Raw genomic sequence first — 15,903 nt, 5'->3', positions numbered from 1 at the left:
AGGAAGGGGGTGGCTCCCATGATGGACCGCACCGCCGACATCAGTCGGCGGTGCGGTCATCGGACGTCACTCGGCGTGACGGAGGCGGAGCTTGTCCTCGTTGATCTCGTGGAGTGCGATGGTGAGCGGCTTGTCCTCGACGGACGAGTCGACCAGCGGGCCGACGTTGTCGAAGAGGTTGCCCTCGTGCAGATCGGAGTAGTAGTCGTTGATCTGACGGGCGCGCTTGGCCGCGTAGATCACGAGCTCGTACTTCGAGTCCACCCGGTCGAGCAGGTTGTCGATGGGGGATCGATGATGCCGTTGGTGTGGTGTCCGGCCATGGTGGGACCTCCTGATCAGGCGACGGGATCGTCGCGAAGACGGTGCAGCAGGCGCGCGAAGACGCTCAGCGCGCAGAGCTTGAAGACAATTCTATGACCTCTGCGGCCGCGGCGGCGACGTCCTCGTTCACGATGAGGTGGTCGAACTCGTTCTGCGCGGCCAGTTCGACCTTGGCTGTGCGCAGTCGGCGGGCCCGTTCCTCCGGGCCCTCGGTGCCCCGCCCTACGAGGCGCTGCACCAGTTCGTCCCAGGTCGGAGGGAGCAGGAAGATGAGCGTGGCGGCGGGCTCGGCCTTGCGCACCTGACGCGCACCCTGCAGATCGATCTCGAGGAGCACGGTCCTGCCTTCGGCGAGAGCCGCGTCGATCGGCGCCCGCGGCGTGCCGTAGCGCGAGCGGTTGTGCACCACCGCGTACTCGAGCAGCTCGTCCTCGGCGATCAGCCGATCGAACTCCGCATCGTCCACGAAGTAGTAGTGCACGCCGTCGATCTCGCCGGGGCGCGGAGCACGCGTGGTGGCGGACACCGACAGGTGGATCTCGGGATTGTGCTCGCGGATGTGGGCGGCCACCGTGCCCTTGCCGACCGCGGTCGGACCGGCGAGCACGAGCAGGCGGCTGCGTGCTCCCCGCGGCTGGAGGCGCGGGAAGCGGGTGTCGAGCCACTGCGCGAGCGCCACGCGCTGACGCACACCGAGACCGCCCAGTCGCTTCACCGGCGAGATGTGCAGCTCGTCCAGGATGCGGTCGCGCTTGCCCGCGCCGATCGCCGGCAGCGCGAGCAGGAAATCGGTGATGCGCATCGAGCCCTCGACCGAATCGGGGTCGGCTGTGGCTCGCTCGAGCACGGTCTGCGGCGTCACCACCCGCATCGTGAGGTCGCGTTTGAGAGACGCACGGGCACGACGACGTTCGACGGCCTTGCGTGCCGCGGCTGCGCGGTCGACCTCCGGCACTGGACGGGATTCAGACACGGCCGACCTCTCTGTACTCTGCGACGCGGGCGTCGATGGCGGCGGCGAGACCGGACGGTCCAGCGGAGAGGATGCTGCGGCTCTCACTCGCGATGACGGCGGCACTCATCGAGCCGAACCGCCTGTGCAGATCGGATGGATCGGCGCCCTGCGCGCCGAAGCCGGGCGCGAGGATCGGTGCCGTCGGCGTGAAGGCGGCGATGCCGGCATCAGTCCAGTCCACCGTCGCGCCGATGACGAAGCCGAAACTGCCCCACTCCCCCGCGGCCGCGTGCTCGGCGTTGCGCGCCGAGACCACCGAGATGATGTCAGCCGACACGGCGCGCCCCGTTTCCGACACGGAGCGCTGGAGCACTTCCGCCTCGGGGTTGCTGGTCGCTGCCAGCACGAACAGTCCCTTGCCGTGGGTCGCTGCGAGGTCGAAGGCGCCGTCGAGCGCCCCGACTCCGAGGAACGGGTTGACGGTGAGAGCGTCGGCCTCCAGCGGTGACCCGGGCGTCAGCCACGCCGCGGCGTAGGCATCCATGGTGGATCCGATGTCGCCGCGCTTCGCATCGGCGATGACGATGAGTCCTGCGGAGCGCGCGGCGGAGAGCACGTCCTCCAGCGCGGCGAATCCCGCGGACCCGAAGCGCTCGAAGAACGACACCTGCGGCTTCACGATGCCCACCCGACCGGCAGCGGCCTCGACCGTGCGCAGTCCGAACTCGCGCACGCCTGCTGCGTCGTCTCCGAGGCCCCAGGCTGCGAGCAGCGCCGCATGCGGGTCGATGCCCACGCAGAGCGGGCCGTGCGACGTCACCGCCGCACGGACCCGCTCACCGAAGCGCGTGCTCACACCGCGGCCTTCCGATCGAGCGCGTACTCCTGCAGGCTCTTCACCTGGAAGCCCTCGTGCGCCGCATCCATGCCACTGACCGCCGCACCGAGCACGGCCATCGTCGTGAAGAGCGCCTTGTCGGCAGCGACGGCCGCCGCCCGGATCTCGTAGCCGTCGGCACGAGCGGCTCCGCCGGACGGGGTGTTCACGACGATGTCGATGGCGCCCTCGTTGATGAGGTCGACGATGTTCGTGGCGCCCGACTCCTGGGTCTCGCTGAACTTCTCGACGACCGTGACCGCGATGCCGTTGCGGGAGAGGATCTCGGCGGTGCCCTCGGTGGCCACGATCGTGAAGCCGAGCTGTTGCAGACGGTGCGCAGGCAGGATCACCGCGCGCTTGTCCGAGTCGGCGACCGAGATGAACACGGTGCCGGAGGTCGGCATCCCTCCGTATGCGGCGGCCTGGCTCTTGGCGAACGCCGTCGGGAAGTCGCGGTCGATGCCCATGACCTCGCCGGTCGAGCGCATCTCCGGTCCGAGGATCGAGTCGACGGTCTTGCCCTCGGCGGTGCGGAACCGCTTGAACGGCAGCACGGCCTCCTTGACCGAGACGGGAGCGTCGAGCGGAACCCGCGAGCCGTCCTGCTCGGGGAGCATCCCCTCGGCGCGGAGCTCGGCGATCGTCGCGCCCACCATGACGCGGCTCGCGGCCTTGGCCATCGGGATGCCCAGCGCCTTGGAGACGAAGGGCACCGTGCGGCTCGCCCGGGGTTCGCCTCGATGACGTAGAGCACTCCGGCGCTGATCGCGAACTGCACGTTCAGCAGCCCGCGCACGCCGACGCCCTTCGCGATCGCGAGCGTCGCCTCGCGCACACGGTCGATGTCGCTGCGTCCGAGCGAGACCGGGGGCAGCGTGCAGCTCGAGTCGCCGGAGTGGATGCCTGCCTCTTCGAGGTGCTCCATCACGCCGCCGATGAACAGGTCGGTGCCGTCGTACAGTGCGTCGACGTCGAGCTCGATAGCGTCGTCGAGGAATCGGTCGACGAGGAGCGGCTTGCCCTCCTCGATGATGACCTCACCCGCGGTGCGGACGAAGTACTCGCGCAGCGACTCGGAGCTGTAGACGATCTCCATGCCGCGGCCCCCGAGCACGAAGCTCGGACGCACGAGCACCGGGTAGCCGATCTCCTCGGCCACTGCGACCGCGCCGTCCGCGTCGATCGCGGTGCCGTGACGCGGCGCGATGAGGCCAGCGGAATCGAGCAGCTGCGAGAACAGCTCCCGCTCCTCGGCGATGTCGATCGCCTCGGGGCTCGTGCCGAGCACCGTGTAGCCGGCCGCCTCGATGCCCTTGGCGAGGCCGAGCGGGGTCTGTCCGCCGAGCTGGCAGACGACGCCGAGGATGGTTCCGCTCGCCGCCTCGGCGTCGAGCACCTCGAGGACGTCTTCGAGGGTCAGCGGCTCGAAGTACAGCCGGTCCGAGGTGTCGTAGTCGGTCGAGACCGTCTCGGGGTTGCAGTTGACCATGACTGTCTCGAAACCTGCATCCGAGAGGGCGAACGACGCGTGCACGCAGGAGTAGTCGAACTCCACGCCCTGGCCGATGCGGTTCGGGCCGGAGCCGATGATGACCACCTTGGTGCGCTCGGACGGCGCGACCTCGGTCTCGAAGTCGTAGCTCGAGTAGTGGTACGGCGTGAGGGCCGGGAACTCGCCCGCGCACGTGTCGACCGTCTTGTAGACCGGGCGGATGCCGAAGCCGTGGCGTACACCGCGGATCTCGGCCTCCTTCTCGCCCCGCAGCTCGGCGATCTGCGCGTCGGAGAAACCGTGCTCCTTCGCATAGCGGAGGGTGGCGGCGTCGAGCTCCGGCGCGGTGCGGACGATCTCGGCGACCTCGTTGATCAGCACGATCTGGTCGAGGAACCACGGGTCGATCGCCGTCGCCTCGAAGGCCTGCTCGATCGTGGCACCCTTGCGCAGCGCCTGCTGCAGCGTGACGATGCGGCCATCGGTAGGGACCTTCGCGATCTCGAGCAACTCTTCCATCGAGCGCTGCTCGTCGCCCCAGTGGAAGCTGGAGCCGCGCTTCTCGAGCGAGCGCAGCGCCTTCTGGAGAGCCGTCGCGTAGTTGCGACCGATGGCCATCGCCTCGCCGACCGACTTCATGGTCGTGGTCAGGGTCGCGTCGGCCGCCGGGAACTTCTCGAACGCGAACCGGGGCACTTTGACCACGACGTAGTCGAGCGTGGGCTCGAAGCTCGCGGGGGTCACGCCGGTGATGTCGTTGGGGATCTCGTCGAGGCGGTAGCCCAGGGCCAGCTTGGCGGCGAGCTTGGCGATCGGGAATCCGGTGGCCTTCGACGCCAGGGCGCTGGAGCGCGAGACGCGCGGGTTCATCTCGATCACGATGATGCGTCCGTTGCTCGGATCCACCGCGAACTGGATGTTGCAGCCGCCGGTGTCCACCCCGACGGCCCGGATGATGTCGATGCCGATGTCGCGCAGCTTCTGGTACTCGCGGTCGGTGAGGGTCAGCGCGGGCGCGACCGTGATCGAGTCGCCGGTGTGCACGCCGACCGGATCGACGTTCTCGATCGAGCAGACGACCACCGTGTTGTCGGCGGTGTCGCGCATGAGCTCGAGCTCGTACTCCTTCCAGCCGAGGATCGACTCCTCGAGGAGCACCTCGGTGGTGGGCGAGTCGCGCAGCCCCGCGCCGCCGATACGGCGAAGGTCCTCCTCGTTGTAGGCGAAGCCGGATCCGAGGCCGCCCATCGTGAACGAGGGCCGCACGACGAGCGGGTAGCCGAGCTCGGCCGCCCCCTCGAGCAGGTCGTCCATCGTGTGCGCGATGATGCTGCGGGCGACGTCGGCCCCGGCATCCAGCACGAGCTGCTTGAAGATCTGGCGGTCCTCGCCCTTGTTGATCGCCTCGAAGCTCGCGCCGATGAGCTCGACGTCGTACTTCTCGAGGATGCCGTGATTGTGCAGCTCGATCGCGGCGTTCAGAGCGGTCTGACCGCCGAGCGTCGGGAGGATCGCATCCGGCCGCTCCTTGGCGATGATCGTCTCGATGACCTGCCAGGTGATCGGTTCGATGTAGGTCGCATCGGCGAAGTCCGGATCGGTCATGATCGTCGCCGGGTTCGAGTTCACCAGGATGACCCTGACGCCCTCTTCGCGGAGCACCCGGCACGCCTGGGTGCCCGAATAGTCGAACTCACAGGCCTGGCCGATGACGATCGGGCCGGAGCCGATGACGAGAACGGAGTTGATGTCGTCGCGCTTGGGCATTACTTGGCGTCCTTCTTGCTGGCGATGACCATGTCACGGAAGCGGTCGAAGAGGTAGTTGGCGTCGTGCGGGCCTGCGGCCGCCTCCGGGTGGTACTGCACGGAGAACGCGGGGATGTCGAGGGCGCGGAGTCCTTCCACCACGTTGTCGTTGAGGCCGACGTGGCTGACCTCGACCTTGCCGTAGCCGTGGGGACTGTCGAAGGAGCCCTCCAGCGGTGCCTCCACGGCGAACCCGTGGTTGTGCGCGGTGATCTCGACTCGCCCGGTGGACTTGTCAAGGACCGGCTGGTTGATGCCGCGGTGTCCGAACGGCAGCTTGTAGGTGCCGAGTCCGAGTGCGCGTCCGAGCAGCTGGTTGCCGAAGCAGATGCCGAAGAACGGCAGGCCGTCATCGAGCACCGAGCGCAGCAGCTCGACGTGGTCGCCGGAGGCTGCGGGGTCGCCGGGGCCGTTCGAGTAGAAGACGGCGACAGGGTCGATCGCGCGGATGCCCTCGATCGAGACGTCCTGCGGGAGCACGTGCACCTCGAAACCGCGGGCGGCGAGGTTGTCGACCGTGGCCTGCTTGACTCCGAGGTCGAGGACGGCGAGGTTGCCGACCTTCTCCCCCACGGCCTCGGTCACGGTCGCCGTCTCCACGGAGACCTGCGCGGAGAGGTTCTGGCCGGCCATCTGCGGCGCCTCGCGCACCAGACGCAGCTGCTCCTCGGCATCGAGCGTCGCCGCCTCGCCGGAGAACACTCCGCCGCGCATGGACCCCGCCGAGCGGATGTGGCGGGTGATGGAGCGGGTGTCGATGCCGCTGATGCCGACGATCCCGTCCTGCACGAGGATCTCGTCGAGCGAGGCGTTCGCCCGCCAGTTCGAGACGACGCGCGAGGGGTCGCGCACGATGTATCCGGCGACCCAGATGCGGCGGGACTCGGTGTCCTCATCGTTCATCCCGGTGTTGCCGATGTGGGGAGCGGTCTGCAGCACGATCTGTCCGGCGTAGGACGGGTCGGTGAGGGTCTCCTGGTATCCGGACATGCCGGTGGCGAAGACGACCTCGCCGATCGTGGTGCCCAGCGCGCCGTAAGCGCGACCGGTGTGGCGGGTGCCGTCTTCGAGGACGAGGACGGCGGGTTCGGGGAGGGCTGTCATGACGATGCTCCTGTGTCGGGGGTGGCGATGTCGTCCCTGGCGCCGGGGGCGGGGACGAGTCGCTGCAGTTCAGAGATGAAGTTCTTCGGGTCGCCGTCGGTCAGGCGGAGATAGGAGTCGACGATCGTGCCGCCGTCGACCTCCCAGGCCACTCGCACGAGACCACCGGGTTCGACGACCCGGTCGATCGTGACCGTCGCTCGTCCGACGCTCTCGAGTCGCGAGGAGGCGAGGAACACCGTGGGCGCTCCGTCCAGGCAGAGGGCGAGCCCCCTGTCCGTGACCGCGACCTCGCCGCGGGCGCGGTACGCGAGCGGATGGATCGCCAGCCGCTCGAGCGGCTGATCGTGCTTCGTCGTGGAGACATAGAGCACCTCGTGGCGATCGAGGACCTCGGCATGCTCCGGCACTCCGAGCGGTGCGGTCAGCCCCGAGTCGCGTCGGAGTCGTCGTCGCCAGGCGGTGAACATCACGATCAGCACGAGGATGGCGACGCCGATCGTGATGGCGACGGCGATGTCCCGAGCGCTCATGCGCCCAGCTCCTCGACCACGGTGCCGCGGTCGACCGTCAGCGTGCCGCCGTGCACCGTGTACTCGACGCGCCCGGGGAGGTCGCGCCCGAGGTAGGGCGAGTTCGCGCTGCGACCGTGCAGGTCGGCCTCCGTGAAGACCCCTGCGACCGAGGCGTCGTACAGCGTGAGCTGCGCGGGGGCGCCGACCTCGAGAGGCGTGCCGTGGCCGGCGAGGCGGCCGATGCGCGCCGGCGCGGCGCTCATCACCCGTGCCACGTCGTCCCATCCGATGAGCCCCGTCTGCACCATCGACTGGTGCACGACGCGCAGTGCGCTCTCGAGACCCACCATGCCGTTGGCGGCCGCCTGCCACTCGCACGACTTGTGCTCGCTGGGGTGCGGCGCGTGGTCGGTCGCGACGATGTCGATCGTCCCGTCGGCGAGTCCTTCCCGTACGGCCAGGACGTCCTCCTCGCGACGCAGCGGCGGGTTGACCTTGTACCGGGCGTCGTAGCCGCGTACGAGCTCGTCGGTGAGCAGCAGGTGATGCGGGGTGACCTCCGCAGTCACGTCGATGCCCCGCTTCTTGGCCCAGCGGATGATGTCGACCGAGCCTGCCGTCGAGAGGTGGCACACGTGCAGGCGGGAGCCCACATGCTCGGCGAGCAGCACGTCACGAGCGATGATCGACTCCTCCGCGACTGCCGGCCACCCGGCGAGTCCGAGCTCCGCCGACACGGTGCCCTCGTTCATCTGGGCGCCCTCGGTGAGCCGTGGATCCTGCGCGTGCTGCGCGATGACGCCGCCGAACGACTTCACGTACTCCAGCGCGCGGCGCATGATCAGCGGGTCGAAGACGCAGAAGCCGTCGTCGCTGAACACGCGCACCTGCGCCCGCGACGACGCCATGGCGCCGAGTTCCGCGAGGCGCTCGCCCTTCTGCCCGACCGTCACGGCACCGATCGGCTGCACGGTGGCGTAGCCGGCCGCTTCGCCGAGGGCCAGCTCCTGCTCGACCACGCCCGCCGTATCGGCCACCGGTGAGGTGTTCGGCATCGCGAACACCGCGGTGAATCCGCCGGCGGCCGCGGCCCTGGTACCGGTGAGGATCGTCTCGGAGGCTTCATACCCCGGCTCACGCAGGTGCGTGTGCAGGTCCACGAGGCCGGGGAGAGCGACGAGGCCGTCGGCGTCGATGACGCGCGCACCCGAACGGCTCAGTCCCGAGCCGATCTCGGCGATCACGCCGTTCTCCACGATGATGTCGGCGCTCTGTGCGCCGAGAAGCTGTGCGCCGGTGATGACGAGGGTCTCGCTCACTGGTCTCCCCCTCGTTCGTCGTCTCGTTCGCCTGCCAGAAGCAGGTACAGCACCGCCATGCGGATGGACACTCCGTTGGTCACCTGTTCCAGCACTGTCGAGCGCGGGGAATCGGCGGCTTCGGAGGAGATCTCCAACCCACGGTTCATGGGTCCGGGGTGCATCACAATGCTACCGTCCGGAAGCCCGGCCACTCGCCGTGCGTCCAGACCCCAGCGCCTGGAATACTCCCGCTCAGTGGGGAAATACGCGGCGCTCATCCGCTCGAGCTGGATGCGCAGCATCATGACGGCGTCCGGGCCCTCGGCCAGCGCCTCATCGAGGTCGTAGACGATCCTGACGGGCCAGAGCGAGATGTTCTGCGGCACCAACGTGGGCGGCGCGACCAGTGTGACCTCGGCGCCGAGCGTGGTGAGCAGCCACACGTTCGACCGCGCGACCCTGGAGTGCAGCACGTCGCCGACGACGACGACGCGGAGGCCGGACAGATCGCGGCCCCGGCTGTCCGCGCCGAAGAAGCGCTTGCGGATCGTGAACGCGTCCAGCAGCGCCTGCGTCGGATGCTCATGGGTGCCGTCTCCGGCGTTGACCACCCCGGCGGAGATCCAGCCGCTCGTCGCGAGCGTCTGCGGCGCACCGGAGGCGTGGTGGCGGATAACGACCGCATCCGCTCCCATCGCCTGCAGGGTCTGGGCGGTGTCCTTCAGGCTCTCGCCCTTCGAGACGCTCGATCCCTTGGCCGCGAAATTGATGACGTCGGCCGAGAGCCGCTTCGCCGCGGCCTCGAACGAGATCCGCGTGCGGGTCGAGTCCTCGAAGAACAGGTTGACAACGGTCTTGCCGCGCAGGGTCGGGAGCTTCTTGACCTCGCGTGACTGGGTGTCTGACATGTCCTCGGCGACATCCAGGATGCGCAGGGCGGTCTCGCGATCGAGGGTACGGGTGTCGAGGAGGTGTCTCATGCTTCGATCGTCACCTCCTCGGCCCCGTCGTCCTCCGTCAGGCGTACGTTGACACGCTCCTGACGGGACGAGGGGATGTTCTTCCCGACGAAGTCGGGGCGGATCGGCAGTTCGCGGTGTCCGCGATCCACGAGGATGGCGAGCCGCACGACCGACGGACGCCCGATCGACTGCAGGGCGTCGAGGGCGGCACGGATGCTGCGGCCGGAGAACAGCACATCGTCGACGAGGACGATCGTCCTGCCGTCGATCCCGCCGGCAGGGATCTCGGTCGGCCGCGGCGAGCGGGTCGGGTGCTTGGCGAGGTCGTCGCGGAACATCGTGACATCCAGCGCGCCGACCGGGACGGAGGTCTGGGCGATCTCGCCGATCAGAGCGGCGAGGCGACGGGCGAGAGTCACGCCGCGGGTCGGGATGCCCAGCAGGACGAGGTTCTCAGCCCCCCGATTGGACTCGAGGATCTCGTGTGCGATGCGGGTCAGAGCCCGCGATATGTCGGCTTCGTGCAGAATCGTGCGTGCACTCATCAGCCGCTCCCTTCTCCGCCTCACAGGACGGTGTTAAAGGTTGCTCGATGCATCCAGTCTAGCGGGTGCGATCAGTCCCATCCGAGCCTGTGACGGACAGCATCTCGAGAGGTTGGGAAGCCGTCGGCGGGCGGCTCGGTCAGCGCCTCGTGCGAGAGCATCGCGGTCTCGGCCCCTGCCGCCTCGGTGATCCTCGCGAGAGCGGACGCGATGCGCGGTGCGACGGCCTCGGCATGCGCGGCATCCGCGGCGCCGGAGACGAAGGGGAAGACGACCAGCTCAGCCACCCCGGATGCGACGGGGCGTGCAGCGGCGACCACCACGGTGTGCGGAAGACTGCCGACCTGCACTGTCGTGACATCGCTCGATCGCAGCGCCCACCATCGCCGGCGCGCGGGCTTCTCCGCGCCGACGCTCAGCACGCTGGTCACCCACTCCTCGCTCGCGGCAGCGAGCTGCTCCACGGAGCAGTCCGGTCGCTCCTCGAAGCCCTCTGCCTGCAGAAACCCCTGGGCGACGCGGACCAGTCGATCCGTCGTGGAGCGCGCGACCCACCTGGCGCCGCTGAGCGGACCGCCGGGGTCGATTCCCGGCACGATCAGCTGGCCTCGCGGAGCACGGCGTCGGTGACCTCGTCGATCTTGCTCGACCGGATCGGGTGGCCGCTCGTCGACAGGCACCGCCCGGTCTTGAGATCCCACTTCCAGTCGTGCATGCTGCACGTCAGGATGCCGTCCTCATCGACCTTCCCGGTCTTGGTGAGGTCAGCGCGCAGGTGCGGGCAGCGGCGCTGCACGACCCAGTCGCCGATCTCGGCATCCTCGGTCTGATCCGTCTGCTCCTGGTACCAGTTCTCGACGTACTCGATGCGATCCACCGACAGGCACTTGAGGAAAGTCGTGAGGAACTCGTTGAACTTGCCGCTGCGTCCGACCTGGAACTGCATCGACAGGAAGATCGAGTTCGACCAGTCGATCTCGTGGTCGCGGATGTTCGTCGAGACCAGGTCGGCGGGGATCGTGTACCAGTAGATGCACTCCTCGCCCGCGTACTCGCGGACCTTTGCTCGGGGGAAGTCGACGACCATGTCGAGGTCACCGATCCGGAAGCGCACGCAGCCGCCGACGCCGAGACGGATGGTGCGCGACTTCTTCAGCAGCGGCTCCCACCAGGTCTTGAGCTCTTCGAGCATCTCGGCGGCGGGAAGGACCGCGGCGCGGGAGGCCTCCTCGTCGCGGAGCTCCTGCTGACGCGAGGCGCGCTGCTCCTCCAGGTAGTCCCACTTCTCGTCGAAGATGTGGGCGAGCTCCGCCTCGGTGTAGAGCGACTGCTCGGTCGACACCTCTCCCCCGTCGACAGTGACCACGGTCCCGGGGACGAAGAGGTGTCCGGCATACTGCGGCGACAGCTCCTTCATGTGCGCGAGGAACTGCTTCTGGTCGGTGAAGATCGACTCGCCGTTGCGCCCCATGCCGTTGAAGTCGAAGAGGTCGTCGCGCAGGAACATCGGCGGCCCTGCCATCGGGAAGACGTGCGGCGCGTCGACCTTGTCGATGTAGTACATGGCGCGCTTGTTCTGAGCGTCGCGCTTCAGCTTCGCGAAGTTCTGCTTGGCGTCCATCGGCAGGTCGTAGACCATCGGCCACCAGATCGCTCCGGACACCTGGGTGAAGTACGCGTCAGGCTTGCCGAAGTGCAGCAGGGCGTCGAGGTCGAGCGGATGCGAGTCGTTCTGATTGAGCACAGAGCCCGTGCCGTCGTCGACGCTCAGCGACGAGTCTCCGATCGGGCCGTCACTCGGCGCCCGCAGCGGGGTGATCATGATCTTCAGTTCGCCGCGCTCGATGATCTCCCCGGCGGGCGCATACGTGATGTTCGTGTAGCCGAGGGCCCTGATGTCCTGTTCGAGGTCATCGATCGGGTATTCGGGAAGCAGCACCTCGATGTCCTTGCGGATGTATCGCTCGAGCAGCGCAGGATCGAAGTGATCGCGGTGCCGGTGCGAGATGTAGAGGAAGTCGGCCTCCCGACCGAACCGCTCCCAGTCGAGCCCCCTGTTGTCGGGGAACGGGAACCAGGAGCCGAAGAAGGAAGGCCCGAGGACGGGGTCGCAGATGATGTTCCCGCCGACCGTCTCGATGAACATCCCGGCGTGGCCGAGTCCCGTGATCCGCATGCAATCCTCCTGAAGTGAGCCGTTCGATTCTACCGATGGGGTCCTGGGCGGATGCGGTGACCCGGCCGGGAGAAATCATCGATCCTCGAAGAGTCCCTTGATGTCGTCTGCCGTGAGCGACTGCGCGAACAGCTCGTCGTCGTCCATCACGGCGGTGAAGAGCCGCGCCTTGCGCCGCTGCAGCTCCAGCACCTTCTCCTCGATCGTGCCCGTCGAGATCATCCGGTAGACGAAGACCTGGCTCGTCTGACCGATACGGTGCGTGCGGTCGATCGCCTGCTCCTCGGCCGCCGGGTTCCACCAGGGATCCAGCAGGAAGACGTAGTCGGCCTCGGTGAGCGTGAGCCCGAACCCACCCGCCTTCAGACTGATCAGGAAGACCGGCTGCTCCCCCGCCTTGAACCCGTCGATGACCTGCTCGCGGTGTCGCGTGGAGCCGTCGAGGTGGGCGTACGGGATGCCGGCCGCCTCGAGACGCGCGGCGGCCAGATCCAGGAACGAGGTGAACTGGCTGAAGACGAGCGCACGGTGTCCCTCGGCCTGCAGCTCCACGACCCGTTCGAGGAGGGTGTCGAGCTTGCTCGACCCGATCTCCGCATCCGCGTCGTCGACCAGCGCCGGGGCGAGGCTCAGCATGCGCAGCAGGGTGAGCGAGCGGAACACGATGAACCTGTTGCGGTCGAGATCGTCGATCAGTCCCAGCACCTTCTGGCGTTCGCGCTGGAGCACGACGTCGTACAGTGCGCGGTGCTCGGCGCTCAGCTCGACCTCGAGCAGCTGCTCCTGCTTGTCCGGGAGATCGGGGGCGACCAGTTCCTTCGTCCGGCGGAGCATGAGCGGGCGCACCCGGCGCCGCAGCTGGGCGAGACGTCGGGCGCGATACGTGCCGCCCTCTTCGTTCTCCGGCACCTTGCCCTTCTCGATCGGATGGATGTAGCGGTCGCGGAACTTGCGAGCCGACGGGAAGAGGCCGGGAGCGGCGAGCTTCAGCAGCGACCACAGCTCCGTGAGGCTGTTCTCCATCGGGGTTCCGGTGACGGCGTAGGTGACATCCGCGTGGAATGTCGAGATCGCGCGATGCAGCCGTGTCTTGGGGTTCTTGACGAACTGCGCCTCGTCGAGGATCAGCCCCGCCCACTCGATCCTCCCGAACTCCATCTCGTCGAGACGTGCCACGGTGTAGGAGCTCACCACGATGTCTGCGGATGCCGCGGCCGAGGCCAGTGTGTCGGCCCGTCTGCCGCCTGTGCTCGTGCTGTCGACGACCGCGACGCGGAGTCCGGGTGTGAACCGCGCGGCCTCCGACCGCCAGGTGCTGAGCACCGAGGTGGGCGCCAGCACGAGGAAGGGCCGCGTCTCCCCCTGCACTCTCGTGTGCTGGATGAACGTGAGCAGCTGCAGGGTCTTGCCCAACCCCATGTCGTCCGCGAGGATCCCGCCGAGCCGATGCCGCCAGAGGAAGGCCAACCAGTCGAAGCCGGCCTTCTGATACGGCCGCAGGTCGGCGAGCACCCCCTCGGGCACCGGACTCTCGGGAACTCCGGTGGCCTGGCGGAGACCGTCGGCAGTGGCTCGCCAGCTGACGGCGGGCTCCGCCTCGTCGGCGAGGTCCTCGAACTCCTCCCAGAGGTCGACCTGATACCGGCTGATCCGCGGGCCGGTCTCCCATTCGTCGAGCTCCCCGGCCTCCTCGATCAGGTCACGCAGTCGATCGAGGGCCGGATGATTCAACGAGAAGTATCCGCCGTCCGAGAGCAGCAGCTTCTTACGGCCGCGGCTCATCGCCGTGAACAGCGGGCCGAACGGGATCCGCCGACCGTCGATCGTCACCAGGATGCCCAGATCGAACCAGTCCGAGTCCGTCGTCTCGACCGTGGTGACCTTCACCAGGGGGTCGCCGGTCAGCTCGCGATACTCCTTGCGCGCTCCTCGCGACTCGACCGAGACCCCTGCCGCCTCGAGTGCCGGGACGCATTCGGCGACGAACGCGGCGGCATCGATGTCGTGGAGAGACCCGGCAGGGCGGAAACTGGTGCTGCGGAACTCCTGCCACACGGTCTCGATCGTCGCCCGCACGGTCGCCTCCGCGTCGGCGTCGCGCACTGCCGCGCCGTTCCAGGCGAACGGCACACGGCCGAACTCCCCGTACGACCACTCGAACGCATAGCTGACGACATCCCCGCGCTCGTATGTGACGGTGAGCACGGGTTCAGGTGCGGGGACGGCGGGAAGATCGACGGCACCGACCGTGTGCACCGCCCCTCGTCTGGCAAGCAGGGGATACGCGTCGGCGATGAACGCCGCCTCGTCGGATGCAGGCACCTCGATCGGCGCGGCCGTGGCGAGCAGCGCACGGGTCTGCTCGCTGAGCGTCGACTCCGCGAGCACGATCTCGATGCGCGCTCCGACGAGCCGCGCGGCGTAGACGCCGGTGCGGCCGATCGGGTGCACCTCCGCTGCGGGCACCGGCTGATCGTCGATGCGCACGTCAGCGGTCACCGACAGCGAGCCGTCGTCCGCTCGGGCGATCAGGGTCGAGACCTCCGCCGCCGTCGCGATGCGCACCGAGGCGCTCTTCTGACTCGAGACGAGAGGGATGCCGACCTCAGCGGCTGAGCGCAGCTGTCCCCACAGCAGCGGGGACTCGACCTGGTCGAGGACCAGCCACTCGCCGGCGTTGCCCGACAGCAGCGAATCGCGCGAGATGCTGAGCAGGTCTCCGAACCAGCGGTTCTGCTCGCGGCCGAACTGCGACACGTCGCGGCGCACGGCATCCCACCCCGCGGCGCCCTGGATCCACGCCCCGGTCTGCGCGCTGCGCATCAGCGGACGGATCGCCAGCAGCAGCTCGCCGCTCGGCCGGGCGAGGTCACGCGCAGTCGCGGCGCGCACCGGCCGCGGCCCCCAGTGATTCTCCTCGCGCGAGTCGCGGTGGCGGAGTTCCACCCCCAGGGCGAGCGGCTGCGGATGACGCGAGACGGAGGGGTCGAGAAGGCTCCGCCACGAGGCGCTCGGGGCGGCCCGCGGTACGGGCGTGGGCTCGGGCGGCGTCTGCAGCGCCACCTTCTGCTGCGAGTACTCGTGCACGTTCGACGCCAGCACGGTCGCGACGACGTGCTTGCATCCGGTGCGGACCGGGCACGTGCAGCGCGTCGTGCGCATCCGGCGCGTGCCGTTCGAGGAGTGGAAGACGATCTCCGTCACGTACTGCGCATCGGCGCTTCCGCGGACGTGCCCCTCGAGCTCGAGGAGATCCTCGTGCCAGACGACGTCGAGGACGTTGCCCTCACGGAAGTAGGCGAGACCGCGCTGGTACCCGCCGACATCGGTGATGTGCATCAGGTCGCGGAGATCGACGTGCGGCGCAGGCATCGTCCCATCCTTCCGGCTGCCTCGGACATCGAGGTCGCCGCGTTCGGAGTCGTCGTTCAGGCTGCGCGTGAGACCCGCGCGAGGACACCGTGCACGAAGGCGCCGGAGTCGTCGGTCGAGAACTCCTTGGCGAGTTCGACGGCCTCATCGATCGCGACGGCGGTCGGCACCTCGTCGTTGAACAGGATCTCCCAGACGCCGATGCGCAGCAGCGCACGGTCGACGGCCGGCATCCGCTCGAGACGCCAGTCGCGACTGTGGGTCGTGATCTGCTCGTCGATCTCGTCGCGGTGGTCGATGATGCCGTCCACGACCTCGCGAGCGTAGAGCCACGAGGCCTCACGGGCGGGCTCGCTCGCGGCGCGCTTGGCTTCGGCGGCCAGGGTCACCGAGACGTCGTCGCCGCGGACGTCGGCGGAGAACAGGATGTCGAGTGCGCGCTTACGCGCCTTCGTACGGGCGCTCACGC

11 protein-coding genes and 2 pseudogenes are annotated in these 15,903 nt (G+C 68.5%); all 13 read right to left on the bottom strand.

All coding sequences use genetic code 11. The features are described from left to right. Positions 1-66 precede the first annotated feature (66 nt). Positions 67-323: pseudogene (gene rpoZ, locus BLW44_RS09835) on the bottom strand (DNA-directed RNA polymerase subunit omega). Positions 324-388: 65 nt separating this feature from the next. Continuing rightward, positions 389-1,297 (bottom strand): guanylate kinase, encoded by a 909-nt coding sequence (gene gmk, locus BLW44_RS09830; protein WP_060926834.1) that lies wholly within the window; start codon positions 1,295-1,297, stop codon positions 389-391. Next, complete coding sequence (pyrF, locus tag BLW44_RS09825; protein ID WP_060926833.1) at positions 1,290-2,135, bottom strand: orotidine-5'-phosphate decarboxylase; 846 nt, start codon at positions 2,133-2,135, stop codon at positions 1,290-1,292. Before pyrF ends, gmk begins: the two co-directional genes overlap by 8 nt. Continuing rightward, a pseudogene (gene carB / locus BLW44_RS09820) lies at positions 2,132-5,418 on the bottom strand (carbamoyl-phosphate synthase large subunit). The gene pyrF and the pseudogene carB overlap by 4 nt, the downstream one beginning before the upstream one ends. Next, positions 5,418-6,563 carry a glutamine-hydrolyzing carbamoyl-phosphate synthase small subunit gene (gene carA, locus BLW44_RS09815; protein ID WP_060926831.1) on the bottom strand — a complete coding sequence of 382 codons (1,146 nt, stop codon included), beginning with the start codon at positions 6,561-6,563 and terminating at the stop codon, positions 5,418-5,420. The pseudogene carB and the gene carA overlap by 1 nt, the downstream one beginning before the upstream one ends. Further along, positions 6,560-7,096, bottom strand: coding sequence for a PH-like domain-containing protein (locus BLW44_RS09810; protein WP_060926830.1), 537 nt, complete (start codon positions 7,094-7,096; stop codon positions 6,560-6,562). The genes carA and BLW44_RS09810 overlap by 4 nt, the downstream gene beginning before the upstream one ends. Beyond that, on the bottom strand, positions 7,093-8,397 hold the full coding sequence (locus tag BLW44_RS09805; RefSeq protein WP_060926829.1) for a dihydroorotase: 1,305 nt from the start codon (positions 8,395-8,397) through the stop codon (positions 7,093-7,095). Before BLW44_RS09805 ends, BLW44_RS09810 begins: the two co-directional genes overlap by 4 nt. Beyond that, positions 8,394-9,359: an aspartate carbamoyltransferase catalytic subunit gene (locus BLW44_RS09800; RefSeq protein WP_060926828.1), complete on the bottom strand. Its 966-nt coding sequence runs from the start codon at positions 9,357-9,359 to the stop codon at positions 8,394-8,396. Before BLW44_RS09800 ends, BLW44_RS09805 begins: the two co-directional genes overlap by 4 nt. Further along, positions 9,356-9,886, bottom strand: coding sequence for a bifunctional pyr operon transcriptional regulator/uracil phosphoribosyltransferase PyrR (gene pyrR / locus BLW44_RS09795; protein ID WP_060926827.1), 531 nt, complete (start codon positions 9,884-9,886; stop codon positions 9,356-9,358). The genes BLW44_RS09800 and pyrR overlap by 4 nt, the downstream gene beginning before the upstream one ends. 71 nt (positions 9,887-9,957) lie before the next feature. Continuing rightward, positions 9,958-10,482, bottom strand: a complete 525-nt coding sequence (locus BLW44_RS09790) for a hypothetical protein (RefSeq protein ID WP_060926826.1) — start codon at positions 10,480-10,482, stop codon at positions 9,958-9,960. A 2-nt stretch (positions 10,483-10,484) separates the two neighbouring features. Then, positions 10,485-12,062, bottom strand: a complete 1,578-nt coding sequence (locus BLW44_RS09785) for a Rieske 2Fe-2S domain-containing protein (protein WP_060926825.1) — start codon at positions 12,060-12,062, stop codon at positions 10,485-10,487. 75 nt (positions 12,063-12,137) lie between these two features. Continuing rightward, positions 12,138-15,434: a DEAD/DEAH box helicase gene (locus BLW44_RS09780; RefSeq protein ID WP_245647395.1), complete on the bottom strand. Its 3,297-nt coding sequence runs from the start codon at positions 15,432-15,434 to the stop codon at positions 12,138-12,140. Positions 15,435-15,490: 56 nt separating this feature from the next. Beyond that, positions 15,491-15,901 carry a transcription antitermination factor NusB gene (nusB, locus tag BLW44_RS09775; protein ID WP_060926824.1) on the bottom strand — a complete coding sequence of 137 codons (411 nt, stop codon included), beginning with the start codon at positions 15,899-15,901 and terminating at the stop codon, positions 15,491-15,493. Positions 15,902-15,903 lie beyond the last annotated feature (2 nt).

The organism is Microbacterium hydrocarbonoxydans (genome assembly GCF_900105205.1).
Lineage (GTDB): Bacteria > Actinomycetota > Actinomycetes > Actinomycetales > Microbacteriaceae > Microbacterium > Microbacterium hydrocarbonoxydans.
This window is presented reverse-complemented; position numbering and strand designations above follow the sequence as displayed.